Origin of the sequence: Sphingomonas sp. CCH9-F2, from assembly GCF_001556735.1 — a bacterium.
Lineage (GTDB): Bacteria > Pseudomonadota > Alphaproteobacteria > Sphingomonadales > Sphingomonadaceae > Sphingomonas > Sphingomonas ginsenosidimutans.
Genome location: NZ_LSJO01000571.1, coordinates 1 through 15,439, shown reverse-complemented (window position 1 = coordinate 15,439; position 15,439 = coordinate 1). Strand labels below are relative to the sequence as shown.

At 69.0% G+C, this 15,439-nt stretch carries 14 protein-coding genes and 2 pseudogenes; 10 read left to right on the top strand and 6 right to left on the bottom strand.

The annotated features are described in order from the left end of the window. From AX685_RS16125 to AX685_RS16115, 3 genes and pseudogenes are all read right to left on the bottom strand, one after another. A pseudogene (locus tag AX685_RS16125) lies at positions 1–408 on the bottom strand (glycosyltransferase family 1 protein); the annotation flags it as partial. A gap of 47 nt (positions 409–455) precedes the next feature. After that, positions 456–1,592 (bottom strand): glycosidase, encoded by a 1,137-nt coding sequence (locus tag AX685_RS16120; protein ID WP_066490494.1) that lies wholly within the window; start codon positions 1,590–1,592, stop codon positions 456–458. Positions 1,593–1,631: 39 nt separating this feature from the next. Continuing rightward, the gene (locus tag AX685_RS16115; RefSeq protein ID WP_066490493.1) at positions 1,632–2,510 is read right to left on the bottom strand and encodes an alpha/beta fold hydrolase; all 879 of its coding nucleotides are present in this window, start codon (positions 2,508–2,510) and stop codon (positions 1,632–1,634) included. Positions 2,511–2,581: 71 nt separating this feature from the next. Between AX685_RS16115 and AX685_RS16110 the strand changes: the two genes are divergently transcribed. The 4 genes and pseudogenes from AX685_RS16110 (at position 2,582) to AX685_RS16095 (ending at position 7,901) form a co-directional block, all read left to right on the top strand. After that, positions 2,582–3,973 (top strand): protein adenylyltransferase SelO family protein, encoded by a 1,392-nt coding sequence (locus AX685_RS16110; RefSeq protein ID WP_066490488.1) that lies wholly within the window; start codon positions 2,582–2,584, stop codon positions 3,971–3,973. A gap of 9 nt (positions 3,974–3,982) precedes the next feature. Further along, positions 3,983–5,393 (top strand): annotated as a pseudogene (astD, locus tag AX685_RS16105) (succinylglutamate-semialdehyde dehydrogenase). Between the two features lie 36 nt (positions 5,394–5,429). Next, positions 5,430–6,365: a DUF808 domain-containing protein gene (locus tag AX685_RS16100; protein WP_066490486.1), complete on the top strand. Its 936-nt coding sequence runs from the start codon at positions 5,430–5,432 to the stop codon at positions 6,363–6,365. Between the two features lie 84 nt (positions 6,366–6,449). Next, on the top strand, positions 6,450–7,901 hold the full coding sequence (locus AX685_RS16095; RefSeq protein WP_231738954.1) for a DUF4403 family protein: 1,452 nt from the start codon (positions 6,450–6,452) through the stop codon (positions 7,899–7,901). A gap of 62 nt (positions 7,902–7,963) precedes the next feature. Here the strand turns inward: AX685_RS16095 and AX685_RS16090 are convergent, their stop codons facing one another. Next, complete coding sequence (locus AX685_RS16090; RefSeq protein ID WP_066490475.1) at positions 7,964–9,451, bottom strand: replicative DNA helicase; 1,488 nt, start codon at positions 9,449–9,451, stop codon at positions 7,964–7,966. A gap of 107 nt (positions 9,452–9,558) precedes the next feature. On the opposite strand from AX685_RS16090, the gene AX685_RS16085 reads away from it, so the two are divergent. The 3 genes from AX685_RS16085 to AX685_RS16075 are packed head-to-tail and all read left to right on the top strand — an operon-like array spanning position 9,559 to position 11,186. Then, the gene (locus AX685_RS16085) at positions 9,559–10,041 is read left to right on the top strand and encodes a UPF0262 family protein (protein WP_066490473.1); all 483 of its coding nucleotides are present in this window, start codon (positions 9,559–9,561) and stop codon (positions 10,039–10,041) included. Positions 10,042–10,056: 15 nt separating this feature from the next. Beyond that, the gene (locus tag AX685_RS16080) at positions 10,057–10,734 is read left to right on the top strand and encodes a glycoside hydrolase family 25 protein (RefSeq protein ID WP_066490471.1); all 678 of its coding nucleotides are present in this window, start codon (positions 10,057–10,059) and stop codon (positions 10,732–10,734) included. Beyond that, positions 10,731–11,186 (top strand): cytidine deaminase, encoded by a 456-nt coding sequence (locus AX685_RS16075; protein ID WP_066490467.1) that lies wholly within the window; start codon positions 10,731–10,733, stop codon positions 11,184–11,186. Before AX685_RS16080 ends, AX685_RS16075 begins: the two co-directional genes overlap by 4 nt. Before the next feature lie 85 nt (positions 11,187–11,271). Here AX685_RS16075 and AX685_RS16070 read toward each other — a convergent pair whose 3' ends face one another. Beyond that, the gene (locus AX685_RS16070; protein ID WP_066490465.1) at positions 11,272–12,267 is read right to left on the bottom strand and encodes an NAD(P)H-dependent flavin oxidoreductase; all 996 of its coding nucleotides are present in this window, start codon (positions 12,265–12,267) and stop codon (positions 11,272–11,274) included. A gap of 66 nt (positions 12,268–12,333) precedes the next feature. Further along, the gene (locus AX685_RS16065) at positions 12,334–13,695 is read right to left on the bottom strand and encodes an acyl-CoA dehydrogenase family protein (protein ID WP_082741022.1); all 1,362 of its coding nucleotides are present in this window, start codon (positions 13,693–13,695) and stop codon (positions 12,334–12,336) included. Between the two features lie 68 nt (positions 13,696–13,763). Between AX685_RS16065 and AX685_RS16060 the strand changes: the two genes are divergently transcribed. The 3 genes from AX685_RS16060 to AX685_RS16050 all read left to right on the top strand — a co-directional run. After that, on the top strand, positions 13,764–14,774 hold the full coding sequence (locus AX685_RS16060) for a phosphotransferase family protein (protein WP_066490462.1): 1,011 nt from the start codon (positions 13,764–13,766) through the stop codon (positions 14,772–14,774). After that, positions 14,768–15,133, top strand: a complete 366-nt coding sequence (locus tag AX685_RS16055) for a DUF6285 domain-containing protein (RefSeq protein WP_066490460.1) — start codon at positions 14,768–14,770, stop codon at positions 15,131–15,133. Before AX685_RS16060 ends, AX685_RS16055 begins: the two co-directional genes overlap by 7 nt. Before the next feature lie 25 nt (positions 15,134–15,158). Beyond that, positions 15,159–15,439: PilZ domain-containing protein (locus AX685_RS16050; RefSeq protein ID WP_156445865.1), on the top strand; the 281-nt coding region annotated here is incomplete at its 3' end.

Sequence of the window (15,439 nt, the reverse complement as noted above, 5' to 3'; positions counted from 1 at the left end):
GCGGTACAGGTTGCGCTCGCGCTTCAGCCCGCCGGCCTCGTCCTCGTTGAAGCCATCTTCGTGATGGATCACCGGCGGCATGCCGCGCCCGAACACGCGCCGCGCCATCACCCCGTCGATCGCGCCCCAATTGTACGTCAGCACCAGGTCGAACCCGCGCATGAGCCGCGCGATCGCCTCGTATCGCGCTACCGACGGCCGCCCGGTCAGCGGCGGCGGGTCCTGTGCGATTTCATAGCGGATGCCTTTGGCGATCCGCTCCCGCGCGCCGTAATGCCCCGGCATCCCCGATACGATGACATGCCGGGCACGATCGCCGAAGGCGTTCATCAGCCGGACGGCCCGCGCCTCCTTGCCGCCCAGGTCGAACGTGGAATGAAGGTGCAGGATCGACAGCGGTTGCGACATGCCCGCGCCATAGCCGCGGAGGAGCACGCCCCGCAACGCGGGCTCTGTCACGCGCCGGCAGTCAGCGCATCCTTTGGCACGTGCGTGATCCGGCACGCCAGGTCCGCCTCGCCGCTCGCCACGATCCAGTGTGCGCCGGCGTCCACCACGCCGGTCGTGAAGACGACGTCGGTGATGTACATCAGGTCGTCCAGCGGCGCGGTCAGCGCCGCCGCCGGCTCCAGCAACGGCGCATGGCTGGTCGCGATCGTGCGCGACGGGTCGCGTTCGTCCAGCAGCGACCAATAGGTCCGGTAGATGCCCACGATGCCGGACGGCTCGACGCCGTGCCATAGCGTCAGCCACCCGCGCTGCCCGTCCACCTCGGCCAGCACCGGCGGCGCCCCCCCGCCCATCCGCGCGGTGGCGGTGGTGGCGGCGTGCGGGCGGATGCCGGGGCGGTCGTGCGGTTTCCAGTGGAGCGCATCGGGCGATGTCGCCAGGTTGATCGACGGCCCCGCGCGCCACGGGCTGTCCGGGGGATAGGCGAAATACAGGTCGCCCAGCGGCCGCGTCTGCGCCCAGAATGCCCCGCCCACCTTCCCCTCGAACAGCAGCATGTCCTTGTTCTGATGGTCCAGCACGATGCCCCGCAGCGTCCAGTCGAGCGCATCGTCGCTGGTGTAGAGCGTCGTGGAATGGCGTTCCGGGCTGACCGAGCAGGTGGTCATGTAATAGTGCCCGTCGACGCGGCTGATCCGCGCATCCTCGACGCCATAGCATTGATAGGGCGCGCGCGGCACGATCGCGCGGTCGTAGTGCACCGCCACCACGCGGCGCCCGTCGGCGTCCAGCTCGACCGGCAGCAGCCACGACAGCGACGTCAGCGCCATCACCCGCCACCCGCCGCCGCGCATCATGAACTTGCGCGGGTCCGACGTGTCGACCAGCGCCAGCGGCCAGGCGTCGAGCACGTAGCGCCCGTCGTCCCAGCGGATCGCATGGATATGCGAATCGCGGATCGGGTGGCGCAGCGCCTCGGCGACGCGCACCATCAGCAGGAGGTTGCCGTTGGGCAGGCGCGTCATGCCGGGGTTGAACGCGCCCAGCACATAGGTGTCGGCATCGACCTTCCCGGCCAGCGGCGATCGCGACAGGTCGACGTCGCGCGGGTCGAACACGATCGCGTCATGGGGATAGGCCATTGTCACTCCACCGTCCGCCGAACCGCGGAGACGAACGAGCTAGACGCGCGGTTCCGACGCGCGCGCCAGCCAGCGGCCGATCGCGTCATCGACGCCCGGCTCGTCCAGCGTCGGGGCGTGGCCGACATCGGGCAGCGTAAGCAGTTCCGCATCCGGCAGCGCGGCGACCATCCGCCCGGCGGTCGCGGCGGACAGGATGTCGGACCGCCCGCCGCGCACCACCAGCACCGGCACCTCGCCCAGCGCCGCCAGCGCGCGCCACATGTCCGGCCCCGCCTCCCCGCCCGGCAGGCGGAACGGTTCGGCGATCTTCATGTCATAGTCGAGGACGATGCGACCCGCGGAGTTGAGCCGGTACAGCCGCTTGGCCATCCCCAGCCATTGTTCGATCGTCCAGCCGGGATAGACGTCCTCGTTCGCCTCCTGCACCCCGCGCGCGGCATGCATCCACGTCGGATAGGTGCTCGACCGGCCGACATAGCCGCGGATCCGCGACAGGCCGCCCGGCTCGATCTCCGGCCCGATATCGTTGAGCAGCGCACCCGCGATCCGCCCCGGCAGCATCCCCGCCAGCAACATCGTCACGATCCCGCCCAGCGATGTGCCGATCGCCGCGAACCGGTCGATCTTCTCCTGGTCCAGCAGGGCTGCGACATCCTGCGCATAGATCAGCGGCACATAGGTCATCGGATCCTTGGCATAGCCGCTGTCGCCGCGCCCGCGGAATTCGACCGCGATCACCCGCCGCCGCGCCGCCAGCCGCCGCGCCAGCGCATCGTAGTCGCGGGCGTTGCGGGTCAGGCCGGGCATGCAGACGACCGGCGCGACGCCGTCGGCATCTGCCGGCCCCGGATAGTCGCGCGCGTGCAGCCGGATGCCGTCGGCGGACCACCAGAAAAGATCGCGATAGTCGGCCATGGTGTCGCTGCGTCCCGCCCGTTGTCGCGCGGCCCATTGCACCCATGGCCGCTCGCCCCCCATATCGCCGCATGGTGTTCCCCCCGCAAGCATATCGGCCGGAACGCGCGATCGTGTCGCTGGGCGACACATTCTGGGATCGCGTGGCCCCGGCGGACTTCCCCGAAACGCGGCTGCGGTTCCGCAACGATCGTGCCGCACGGCAGGTCGGACTGGACACGCTCGACGACGGCGAATGGGTGCGCCATTTCGGGCGCTTCGCACCGTTGCCCGGCTCGCTCGATACGCCGCTGGCGCTGCGCTATCACGGACACCAGTTCCGCACGTACAACCCGGATCTGGGCGACGGCCGCGGCTTCACCTTCGCGCAGTTGCGCGATGCGGACAGCCGGCTGATGGACCTGGGCACCAAGGGGTCGGGCCAGACGCCGTGGAGCCGCTTCGGCGACGGGCGGCTGACGTTGAAGGGCGGCGTGCGCGAGGTTCTGGCCAGTGAGATGCTGGAGGCGCTGGGTGTCCCCACCTCGCGCAGCTTCTCGCTGATCGAGACCGGCGAGGCGCTGGACCGCGGCGACGAACCCTCCCCCACCCGCTCGGCGGTGCTAGTGCGGCTCAGCCACGGGCATATCCGCATCGGCACGTTCCAGCGGCTGGCCTATCATCGCGATGAGGACGGACTGCGGCGCCTCACCGCCTATGTCCTGCGCGAGCTGTATGGGGAGGACGGCGACGACCCGCTGCGGCTGCTGTCGCTGGTGGTGGAGCGCACCGCGCGGCTGGCCGCCGCCTATATGGCGGCCGGCTTCGTCCATGGCGTGCTCAACTCGGACAATATCAACGTCACCGGCGAAAGCTTCGATTACGGCCCATGGCGGTTTGCGCCGACCTGGGACCCGGCGTTCGTCGCCGCCTATTTCGACCATGCCGGCCTTTACGCCTTCGGTCGCCAGCCGGAGGCGATCCACTGGGATGCGATGCAGCTGGCGGTGTCGCTGCGCCCGCTGGCCGATGCCGAGCCGCTGATCGCGATCCTCGATACGTTCGGCGACCTCTACCAGCCTGCGGTCGCACACGCGATCCTGTGGCGGCTGGGCCGCGCGCCGCTGGATGCGGAGCGCGATCGCGCGCTGGTACAGGCGGTGGAGCGCGCGCTGCGCTGCACCGGGACCGCGATCGACCGCTTCTTCTTCGATGCCTATGCGCGCGACTTGCCGGCGGACTATGGCGCTGGATGGGAGGAGGCGCGCAGCGCGCTCGCCACCTTCCCGGTGATCGGCGATCGTGCCCATCCCTTCTGGTCCGGCGCGCCCTGTTCGATGCTGATCGACGAGGTCGAGGCGATCTGGTCCGCGATCGACGCGCGCGACGACTGGGCGCCGTTCCATGCAAAAGTGGCGCGGATCAATGAAATGCGTGAGGCGCTGGCGCGCTGCCCCTTCCGCAGCGCGGATAGTCGCGTCTAAGACGGCGCCATGGCAGACGTGATCTCGTACGAACCGGCCACCGGCGCCGAACTGTGGCGCGGGGAGAAGGGCGATGTCGACCTGGAGGTCGCGACCGCACGCGACGGGTTCATGCCCTGGGCGGCGCGATCGCTGGCGTTCCGTATCGAAACGCTGCGCCGCTTCGCCAATGTCGTGCGCCAGCGTGCCGACGCCTTCACCGATCTGATCGCACGCGAAACCGGCAAGCCCCTGTGGGAGGCGCGTACCGAGGTCGACAGCGTCATCGCCAAGGTCGATATTTCGATCACCGCTTACGCCGAACGCACCGCACAGCGGCGGATGGACGCGCCGATGAACAGCCGCATGGCACTGCGTCACAAGCCGCATGGCGTGCTGGCGGTGCTCGGCCCGTACAATTTCCCCGCCCACCTGCCCAACGGCCACATCGTCCCGGCGCTGATCGCGGGCAATGCGGTGGTGTTCAAACCGTCGGAAAAGACCCCGGCCACCGGCGTGTTCCTGGTGGAATGCTACCACGCCGCCGGCGTGCCCGAGGAGGCCGTGCGCGTGCTGGTCGGCGGCCCGGCGGAGGGCAAGGCGCTGGCCGCGCATCCCGATATCGACGGGTTGCTGTTCACCGGATCGGCGCGCACCGCGCATCGCGCTCAACCGCCAGTTCGCGGAAATGCCGGAAAAGATCCTGGCGCTCGAAATGGGCGGCAACAACCCGATCGTGGTGTGGGACACCCCGGATCTGCACACCGCCGCGGTGCTGGTGGCGCAATCGGCCTTCACAACCGCAGGCCAGCGGTGCACCGCCGCGCGGCGGCTGATCGTGCAGGAACAGCTGGCCGACGGGCTGATCGCGGAACTGTCGCGGCTGACCGGGCGGCTGATCGTCGGCGCGCCGCACGACGATCCCCAGCCGTTCATGGGCCCCGTGATCGACAACGAAACCGCCGACGGCCTCACCGAAAGCTTCCTGGCGCTGTTGATGAAGGGCGGACGCCCGATCCGCCACATGGCGCGCCCCGATCCGGCGCGCCCGTTCGTCACCCCCGGCATCATCGACGTCACCGACATGCCCGGCCGCCCCGATGTTGAGCTGTTCGGCCCACTGCTGCAGGTGATCCGCATCGACGATTTCGACGCCGCCATCGCGGAGGCGAACAACACTCGCTACGGCCTGTCGGCGTCGCTGGTCAGCCAGACGCCCGCGCTGTTCGACCGTTTCTGGGCCGGCGCGCGCGCCGGGATCGTCAACTGGAACAAGCCGACCAACGGTGCGTCTTCCTCGGCGCCGTTCGGCGGCGTCGGCTGGTCCGGCAATCACCGGCCCAGCGCCTATTACGCCGCCGATTATTGCGCCTATCCGGTCGTTTCGAACGAAGCGGATGCGGCGCGCGCGGCGATCGGCATCGGGCTGGCCGACGGCTGACGCGCCCGGCACGGGCATCACGGGGGAAAGACGGGCATGGCAAGCGGACTGGTCGCACTGCTGGACGATATCGCGGGGCTGACCCGGCTGGCGGCGGCCTCGCTCGACGATGTCGGCGCCGCCGCGGGCAAGGCGGGGGTGAAGGCCGCGGGCGTGGTGGTGGACGATACCGCGGTCACCCCGCGCTACGTCGTCGGCCTCTCGCCGCAGCGCGAGCTGCCGATCATCGGCAAGATCGCGCTCGGTTCGATCCGCAACAAATTGCTGTTCCTGCTGCCCGCCGCGCTGATCCTCAGCGCGCTCGCCCCATGGGCGATCACCCCGCTGCTGATGGCCGGCGGCGCGTATCTGTGTTTCGAGGGCGCCGAAAAGGTGATCGAGGCGCTGTCCGGCCGGCATGAGGAGGAAGCGGCAGACGCTGGCCTCGACCCGGTCGCGCTGGAAAACCAGAAGGTCGCCGGCGCGATCCGCACCGATTTCATCCTCTCGGCGGAAATCATGGCAATCGCCCTGTCGGAGGTCGCCGATTCGCCGCTGGTGACGCAGGCGCTGGTGCTGGCGCTGGTCGCGGTGGCGATCACCGCGGGCGTCTACGGCGTCGTCGCGCTGATCGTGAAGGCGGACGACGTCGGCCTGTACCTGGCACGCACCGGGTCGGGCGCGCTGCGCGCGATCGGGCGCGGACTGGTGAAGGGCGTGCCGGTGCTAATGCGCTGGCTGGCGGTGATCGGCACCGCCGCGATGATCTGGGTCGGCGGCGGCATCCTGCTCCACGGCGCGGAGGAACTGGGCCTCGCCGCGCCGGCGCATCTCGTCCACGACGCATCGGAAGCCGCCGCGCATCTGGTGCCGGCGATCGACGGCGCGTTGGCGTGGATCGTCACCGCGCTGGCGTCCGGCATCATCGGCCTTTTGATCGGCGGCGCGATCGCGTTGGCGCTGCACCGCCTCCACGCCGCCCGCGCACATTAAGAGCCCGCCAACGGCGTTCAGGGATCGAAATCGGTCGTTACGGATTGAGAACCATCACCGTGGATAAGGATGGGGGACGATCGGGTGCGCCGTTTGCTGTTGCTGACCCTGATCCTGCCCGTCGCGGCGTGCCACCGGCCGCAGGATCATCCCGCGCCCCCGCGCGTCGACACCGAAAACGCGAAGCTGCCGGACCAGTCCTCGACGATCACCGTCCCGGTCGTCGCCGATCTGGGGCAGCTGGAACGCGGGCTGGAAAAGGAATTGCCGCGCACGCTGTGGACCATCGACGAGCAGCGCGACCGTTGCGTCGCGGGGCGGCGGATCGGCAAGCTCAAGGTGACGCCCGACCTCGGCTGCCGGCTGGTCGGGCGCGTCACCCGCGGCGCGATTGCGTTGTCGGGCAGCGGGGAGCGGCTGCGCATCGTCATGCCGGTGCGCGCGTCGATCTCCGCGCGGAAAGTGGGCGGCGTCGTCAGCGAAACCGCCACCGGCAGTGCGACCGTGCGCGCGACCGCGCGGCTGCGCATCGTCGGCAACTGGCAACCGACCGCGACCGTCGACCTCGACTATGACTGGCGCGAGGAACCCGGCATCGACATCGCCGGCCAGCGCATCACCTTCACCTCCAAGGCGGACGAGAAACTGAAGCGCGTTGTCGCCGACCTGGAACGCGACCTGCCGCGCCACCTGGCGAAGCTGGGATTGCGCGCGCAGCTGGCGGATATCTGGGCGAAGGCGTTCACCTCGATCGAACTGAGCAAGCGCAATCCGCCCGCCTGGCTGCGCATCGCGCCGCGCACGCTCGGCTTCGGCGGCTATCGGATCGATGGGCGACGGCTGACGCTGCTACTGTCGGCAGAGGCGCTGACGCAAACCTTCGTCGGGCAACGCCCGGCCGATCCGCCCGTCACTCCCCTGCCCCCGCCGGGGCGCGTCTCGGGCCAGCCGGGGCTGCGCTTCTTCGTCCCGGTGCTCGCCGACTACGCGCAGCTCGAACCGGTGGTGCAGCGGACGCTGGCCAAGCTGGCGGCGCGCGGCATCACGCTCGCCGGGATCGGCCGCGTCGATGCCGAATTCGGAAAGGTCACCGTCTACGCCACCACCGGCGGGCGGCTGGCGATCGGCGTCACTGCGAAGGTGCGCACCCACGACGGGTCGATCGGGCCGACCAGCGGCGAGGTATGGCTGTCGGCGCTCCCTTATAACGAGCCCGGGTCGCAGCTGGTGCGCGCCCGCGACGTCTCGCTCGTGACCCGCACCGATTCGACCGCGGTCGACCTGCTCGTCCACCTGTTCGACGATGCGCAGGTCCATGACGCGATCGCACTGGCGCTCCAGCACGATTTCGCGCCCGATTATCAGAAGGTGATCGGCAAGGCACAACGCGCGATCGGCCACCGGCAGGAAGGCGATTTCCTGCTTTCCACCGACGTCACGCGCGTCACCAACGGGCAGTTGCAGGTGACCGGCGCGGGCCTGTTCATGCCCGTCCGGGCGGAAGGAAGCGCGCGGATCGAATACCGTCCGCGCTGAATAGCCCCATTTTGCCGCCGCGACTCGCGTCGCGCCACGTGTTTTACCCCGTCTGGAACGCGTCAGAAGCCCGCGTAATCGCTGAATCGCGTGATCGTGGGGTCAAATTTGAGCACCACCTTGCCGGTCGCGCCGTGACGCTGCTTGGCGACGATCAGCTCCGCCAGCCCGTACACACGCTCCATTTCCGCCGCCCAGCGGGCATGTTCCTCGAACACCTTGGCATCGTCGCCCTCCATCGGGCGCTTCGGTTCGCGCTGCGCGATATAATAATCCTCGCGGAACACGAACCACACCATGTCCGCGTCCTGCTCGATCGACCCGGATTCGCGCAGATCCGACAGCATCGGGCGCTTGTCCTCGCGGCTTTCCACCGCGCGGCTCAGCTGCGACAGCGCCAGCACGGGGACGTTCATGTCCTTGGCCAGCGTCTTCAACCCGCGCGAGATTTCGGAGATTTCCTGCACGCGGTTGCCGTCGCCCTTGCCCGATCCGGTCAGCAGCTGGAGGTAATCAACCACCACCAGCCCGATCTCGTTATTGTGGCGCCGCTGCAACCGCCGCACGCGCGTGTGCAGCGACCCGATCGTCAGCCCGCCGGTATCGTCGATGAAGAACGGCAGATTCTCCAGCTCCGCCGCCGCCGCCGCCAGCTGTTCGAACTCCTGCTTGCTGATCTTGCCCATGCGCAGCGCCTCGGAACTGATCCGCGACTGTTCCGCCAGGATACGGGTGGCCAGCTGGTCGGCGCTCATTTCCAGGCTGAAGAACGCCACCTTCGCGCCCACCGACTTGCTGGGCGGGATGCCGTCGCGCATGTCGCGCATCCACCGCTGCGCCGCGTTGAACGCGATGTTCGTCGCCAGCGAGGTCTTGCCCATGCCCGGTCGCCCGGCCAGGATCATGAGGTCGGAATGGTGCATGCCGCCGATCTTGGCGTTGACGCTGTCCAGACCGGTGGTGACGCCGGACAGGTTGCCGCCCCAGTTGAGCGCCTTCTCCGCCATCTTCACGGCCATCGTGCTGGCCTGGGCGAAGCTCTTGACGCTGCTTTCCGTCGCGCCTTCGGCGGAGACGCGGAACAGCTCTTCCTCCGCCGCCTCGATCTGCGCGCGCGGATTCACCTCCTGGCTGGTGTCCATCGCACGGTCGACCATCTGGTGCCCCACCGACACCAAGGCGCGCAGCATCGCGAGGTCGTAGATCTGCGTCGCGAACTGCCGCGCACCGATCAGCCCCGCACCCGATCCGGTCAGGCTGGCGAGATAGCCGACCCCGCCCAGCTCGCGCATCCCCTCGTCCGCCTCGAACATCGGGCGCAGCGTCACCGGGGTCGCCAGCATGTCCTGCGCGCGCAACGACTTGATCGCGGCGAAAACGCGCCCGTGCACCGGTTCGAAGAAGTGCACCGGCTCCAGCCGGTCGACGATATCGTCGGCCAGCCGGTTGTCGATCATCATCGCCCCCAGCATCGCGGCCTCCGCCTCGACGTTGCGGGGCAGCTGAACGGGTTCGGCCGGAGCCGGTTGCGGGAACGCCAGAGTCGCCATTGACCGGCATATAGCGCGCGCCGCGACGGGTAGGACAGCCCCGCCGGCGCGAAAGCTGTGGATAGCCTGCATTGTCGGGCGGACCGTTCGCCTCTATCGGCAGGCGCATGGCCGATCCGCGGATCATCGACATCGAACTGGACGAACGCACCATCCTGTGGCGGTCGGCGGATATCGAGCAGGAACGCCGGATCGCGATCTTCGACCTGATCGAGGGCAATCACTTCGCGCCGCAGCGCCAGCACCCGGACGGCTATGCCGGTCCGTACCGCGTGCGCCTGTCGGTGGAGGAAGGGCGGCTGGCGATCGAGATCAAGCGCGACGACGGCACTCCGCTGGAGGTGCTGGTGCTGGGCCTCGGCCGCTTCCGCCGCCCGATCCGCGACTATTTCGCAATCTGCGACAGCTACTTCCAGGCGATCCGCCAGTCGACGCCGCAACAGATCGAAACGGTCGACATGGCACGTCGGGGCATCCACAACAATGCCGCGACGCTGCTGATGGAGCGGCTGGACGGCAAGATCGAGATCGACTTCGACACCGCGCGGCGGCTGTTCACGCTGATCTGCGTGCTGCACATCAAGGCTTAGACGGGTACATCATTCATGTGGGGTCTGGGACGGTTCGTGCTGATCGTCGCTGCGCTGGCGCTGTCCGGCGTCGCGGCATGGCGGGTGGCGATGCGCTGGCATCCCTCGACCGAAACCTATCCGGTGCAGGGCGTCGACGTGTCCGAACGCACCGGCGCGATCGACTGGCCGGTGCTGAAGGGCGCCGGCGCCGATTTCGGCTATGCGGTGGCGACGACGGGCGCGGGCCAGCGCGACCATGCGTTCCTGACCCATTGGGATGCGATGGCGACGGCCGGCGTGCGGCGCGGCGCGATCCACGTCTTTTCCTTCTGCCAGCCCGCGCGGGCGCAGGCAGATGCGTTCAACACGCTGGTCCCGCGCGATCGCACCGCGCTGCCCGCCGCGATCGACTTTTCCTATGACGACGGCTGCGCCGACCGCCCCGAGCGCGCCGCGTTGATCGCCGACGTGGCGGAAATGATCCGCCGCATCGAATCGCACACCGGCAAGCCTGTGCTGCTCAAGGTAACGCGCGCGGTGGAGGGCGATTATCGTCTGACCGAGGCGTTCCGCCGCAGCCTGTGGGCGGAGGGCAATTTCCTGAAGCCCGGCTATGGCGCGCGCGGCTGGCGGATGTGGCGCGCCAGCGACGTGCGGCGTATCGACGGAGCCGAAGGACCGGTGAACTGGGACGTGGCGGTGGCGCAATGACCGACGACAACGAAGCGACGCGGCTGATCGCGCTGGCCCGTACGGCCGCGGCGAATGCCCACGCGCCCTATTCGCGCTTCGCGGTGGGGGCCGCGGTGCTGCTGACGGATGGCAGCGTGGTGACCGGCGCCAATGTCGAAAACGCCAGCTACGGCCTGTCGCTATGCGCCGAAACCGTCGCGATCGCCACCGTGGCGGCGCAAGGGCGGCTGCGCGAGGTGGTGGCGGTGGGGGTCATCGGCGGCGCGATGAACGCGGACGGCCGCGCCACCGGCAGCGATCCGGTGCGCCCGTGCGGCCGCTGCCGGCAAGTGCTGAACGAGGCGGCACAGCTGAGCGGCAACGACCTGCGCGTCCATTGCGCGGGTGCGCAGGGCGATCGGATCGCCAGCTATCGCCTGTCCGACCTGTTGCCCGATGCCTTCGGGCCGGCGGACCTGGGCATCGCCTGAGCGGTACGAACGCGGGGAGCGGCGAACGATCGCGGTTCGGCGGACGGTGCGCCGTGGCCGTCCACGACGCGCCGAACCGCTCCCCTCACGCCGCAGCGTATGCCAGCCGGTCGACCATCCCCGCCAGCCGGCGGTCGATGATCTCCTCGGCCTCCGCGACGATGCGGTCGACCAGTTCCTTGACCGTCGGCACGTCGTGGATCAGCCCCTGCACCATGCCCGCGGACCAGATGCCGTCATCGGTATCGCCCCGCTCCATCGCGGCCACGCCGCGCTTGCCCGCGACCAGATGCTGCACGTCCTCGAACTTCGCGCCGCCGGCGCGTTCGATAGCGACGACTTCCTCCGATACCTTGTTCTTCATCACACGGGCGGTGTTGTGCAGCGTGCGGAAGATCAGGTCGGTCTGGCGTTCGTCATTGGCGACCATCCGCTGCTTGAAGCTGTCGGGGATCTGCGCTTCCTGCGTCACGCAGAAGCGCGTGCCCATGTTCACACCGTCCGCGCCCAGCGCCAGAGCGGCGACCAGCCCGCGGCCGTCGGCAAACCCGCCCGACGCCAGCATCGGCACCGTCACCTTGTCGGCGGCGGCGGGGATCAGGATCAGGCCGGGGATGTCATCCTCGCCCGGATGGCCGGCACATTCGAAGCCGTCGATGCTGATCGCATCCGCGCCCATCCGCTCCGCCGACAGCGCGTGGCGCACCGCGGTGCATTTGTGGATCACCTTGATCCCGTGCGCTTTGAAATCGTCGATATGCTCCTGCGGCTTGTAGCCTGCGGTCTCGACGATCTTGACGCCGCCCTCGATGATCGCGCGGCGATATTCGGCATAGGGCGGCGGGTTGATCGTCGGCAGGATCGTCAGGTTCACGCCGAACGGCTTGTCGGTCAGGTCGCGGGTGCGGCGGATCTCGTTCGCCAGCTCCTCCGGAGTCGGCTGGGTCAGCGCGGTGATGAAGCCCAGCGCACCGGCATTGGCAACCGCGGCCACCAGCTGCGCCTTGCCGACCCACTGCATACCGCCCTGGGCGATCGGATATTCCACACCAAACGCCTCGGTGAACCGCGTCTTCAGCATCGTCCCTCTCCCGCAAATCGTACGTAACATCTGTTATGCTGGCATCGCCCGCGACCGCAAGTCCCTTTACGACAGCGCCTGCCAGCCGGTGCGCGGGCGAATCTGCGGTTCGACGCGATAGTCGACGTCGTTCCAGTCCAGCGAGTCGAACTCGGCCCGACGCGGTCCCATGTAGCCAAACAGGAACGCGGCCACCTTGCGCATCTGGATCTCCTCCGCGCCCTCAGTGATGCGATAGCGGCGGTGGTGGCGATAGATGTGTTCGAACGGCTTGTGCCGGGAATAACCGATCCCGCCGTGCACCTGCATCGCGCGGTCGGCCGCCTCGCACGCCAGCCGGTTCGCCCAGTAATTGCACATGCTGACCTTGTCGGACAGGTGCCGTTCCACCTCCTTGTGCTGCATCTGGTCCATCTGCCACGCGGTCTTGCGGATCAGCAACCGCAGCATCTCCGCCTGCGTCGCCAGTTCCACCAGCGGGAACTGGATCGCTTGGTTGCGCGACAGGTCCTCGCCGAACGGCTGGCGCTGGCGGGCGTAGCGGACCGCTTCCTCGATGCAGTAAACGGCCGCGCCCAGGCTGCCGGCGGCCTGGCGGATGCGGTTTTCGTGGACGAAGCTCTGCGCCAGCGGCAGGCCGTTGTCCGGTTCACCGAAGATCGCGCTGTCGGGCACCCATACGTCGGTGAAGCTGACGCGCGGGTGATCGGTGGGCATGTTGAACGTCCACAGATATTCCTCCACCTGCACCCCCGGCGCATCGGCGGGCACCAGGAAACAGGTGATCCCGCGCGCCGCGCCGTCCTCGCCACTGGTACGGGCGAACAGCGCGCAATGCGTGGCGACATGCATCCCGGTCGTCCACATCTTCTCGCCGTTGAGCAGCCATCCGCTGCGCCCGTCACGCTCGGCGCGGACGCCGCGCGTCTCCATGTGCGTCGCGTCCGAGCCGTGGCGCGGTTCGGTCAGGCCGAAGGTGATTCGCTTCGTGCCGTCCAGCATGCCCGACAGGAATTCCTCCTTCTGTTCCAGCGTGCCGAAGTCGTCGAACATCTTGGCGAACGGGTTGTTGGCGACGATCGAATGTTCGTTCTGCAGATCGTTGTGCAGCCCCAGCCCCTTGGCAGCCAGATATTCGCGGATCACGCACATCCAAAGGTTGGACCCGCCCTTGCCGCCGAACTTGGGATCCATCGCGAAGCGCAGATGCCCCGCCCGGTCCGCGCGCGTCCGCGCCTCGCGCAGCAGCGCTTCCCAGTCGTGGTTCGGCAGCCCGCCGCGCTCGAAATCGGTGCGCGCATATTCGCGGCGGTGATCGAAGAAGCGGACATTGTCGTCGGCTTCCTCCAGCGGGCGGATCTCGGCCTCGATGAACCGGTCAAGCTCGGCCAGATAGTCCTTCAGCTCCGGCGGCAACGCGAAATCCATGGCCCTCTCCGATCTAAGTCGATTCTTTTAACTTGCGTAGCGCGTGCCGCGCCGTTTTACATCCCCCGATGACGGAGAGGCTCGACGAAGCGACGGTCGCGGCGCGGCTGGCGGCACTGGCACCGCGGCTGGTGGCCGACGCGACCGGAGTCCAATCGCTGCGACGGCTGACCGGCGGCGCCAGCATGGCGACCTTCGCATTCGACGTGGCGGTTCGTGGCGGCGCGCCGGTGCCGCTGATCCTGCGCAGGCGCGCGGTCGCCCCGGATGACGATTCGCCCCCGCTGGCGCGCGAGGCGCAGGTCATCGCCGCCGCGGTGGCCGGCGGCGTTCCGGCGCCCGAAGTGCTGCACGTCTGCTGCCCCGACGACGGGCTGGGCGAAGGCTATGTGATGCGCCGCCTCACCGGGGAGACGCTGGGCAAGCGGATCGCGACCGACCCTGCCTTCGCCCCCGCCCGCGCGATCCTGGCGGGGCAGTGCGGCGCGGCCTTGGCGCGGATCCACGCCACGCCGCCGCCGCCCGGCCTCGACACGATCGACGCCGCCGAGACGCTCGCCCGCTACGAACGAATCTGGCGGCAGAGCGGCGCGGTGCGCCCCGCGATCGAGGCGGCGTTCCGCTGGCTGGAGGCGCGGCTGCCGCACACGCAGGTGGGGCCGCGCCTGGTTCATGGCGATTTCCGCAACGGTAACATGATGGTCGATCCCGATCGCGGGCTGGTCGCGGTGCTCGACTGGGAACTGGCGCATGTCGGCGATCCGGCGGAGGATATCGGCTGGATCTGCTGCAACAGCTGGCGTTTCGCGCAAGCCGGGGCGCGCGTCGGCGGGTTCGGCGATCTGGACGATCTGCTCGCCGGCTATGTCGCGGCGGGCGGCGATCCGATCGACCCGGCACGCATCGACCTGTGGCAGATGATGGCCAGCCTGAAATGGGGGGTAATGACGATGCAGATGCACCGCAGCTTCGCCGAGGATCCCGCCGCGGGGCCGGAACGCGGCGTGATCGGCCGCCGCCTGTCGGAGGCGGAGGCGGATATCGTCGCGCTGCTGCACCGCGGGTCGCCGCGATGCTGACGCATCCGACCGCGCAGGCGCTGGTGGAGGGGGTGGCCGCATGGCTGCCACTCGACGGCAGCGCCAGCCCGTTCGCGCTGCGTGTCGCGCGCAACGCCCTCGACATCGCTGCGCGCGACATGGCGCTGGGTCCGGCAGCGGACGAACGCGCGGCCTGCCGCATCGCCGCAATCCTGGGACGGGACGACGGCCCGCGCGACGAGCTGGACCGCGCGCTGGTCACCGCGATCCGCGCGGGCACGATCGCGCCCGACGATCCGCAGTTGGTCGCGCATCTCGCCGCCAGCGCGCTCGACCATCTGGCGATCGACCAGCCGCGATATCTGCACGAACTCGACCCGAACTTAACGAAACGATAACGTCGTCGGCGGATAAGATCGGGGCATGGCGACGCCCCCCGACCGTGCCCCGCGAAGCAGCGTGTTCCTCTACGCCCGGATCGAGGCGGAACCGGAGCCGCTCGACTGCCGCGTGCGCAACATCTCCGAACAAGGGGCGTGCATCGACAATGCCGCCGACCTGTCGGACGGCGAGCATCTGCGCCTGTCGATCGGCGCGGTCCGCCATATCGAGGCCGATGTTGCCTGGTCAAAGGAGGAGCGTGCGGGGCTGCACTTCACCCGGTCGATCGACGTAGCGGCGGCGCGCCTGCCGCGCGCCAAGGC

Bases quoted from the DNA above. Each gene is read 5' to 3' on its own strand.
- AX685_RS16120 (WP_066490494.1), bottom strand. From the start codon at position 1,592: ATGGCCTATCCCCATGACGCGATCGTGTTCGACCCGCGCGACGTCGAC.
- AX685_RS16115 (WP_066490493.1), bottom strand. From the start codon at position 2,510: ATGGCCGACTATCGCGATCTTTTCTGGTGGTCCGCCGACGGCATCCGG.
- AX685_RS16110 (WP_066490488.1), top strand. From the start codon at position 2,582: ATGGTGTTCCCCCCGCAAGCATATCGGCCGGAACGCGCGATCGTGTCG.
- AX685_RS16100 (WP_066490486.1), top strand. From the start codon at position 5,430: ATGGCAAGCGGACTGGTCGCACTGCTGGACGATATCGCGGGGCTGACC.
- AX685_RS16090 (WP_066490475.1), bottom strand. From the start codon at position 9,451: ATGGCGACTCTGGCGTTCCCGCAACCGGCTCCGGCCGAACCCGTTCAG.
- AX685_RS16085 (WP_066490473.1), top strand. From the start codon at position 9,559: ATGGCCGATCCGCGGATCATCGACATCGAACTGGACGAACGCACCATC.
- AX685_RS16080 (WP_066490471.1), top strand. From the start codon at position 10,057: ATGTGGGGTCTGGGACGGTTCGTGCTGATCGTCGCTGCGCTGGCGCTG.
- AX685_RS16075 (WP_066490467.1), top strand. From the start codon at position 10,731: ATGACCGACGACAACGAAGCGACGCGGCTGATCGCGCTGGCCCGTACG.
- AX685_RS16070 (WP_066490465.1), bottom strand. From the start codon at position 12,267: ATGCTGAAGACGCGGTTCACCGAGGCGTTTGGTGTGGAATATCCGATC.
- AX685_RS16065 (WP_082741022.1), bottom strand. From the start codon at position 13,695: ATGGATTTCGCGTTGCCGCCGGAGCTGAAGGACTATCTGGCCGAGCTT.
- AX685_RS16060 (WP_066490462.1), top strand. From the start codon at position 13,764: ATGACGGAGAGGCTCGACGAAGCGACGGTCGCGGCGCGGCTGGCGGCA.
- AX685_RS16055 (WP_066490460.1), top strand. From the start codon at position 14,768: ATGCTGACGCATCCGACCGCGCAGGCGCTGGTGGAGGGGGTGGCCGCA.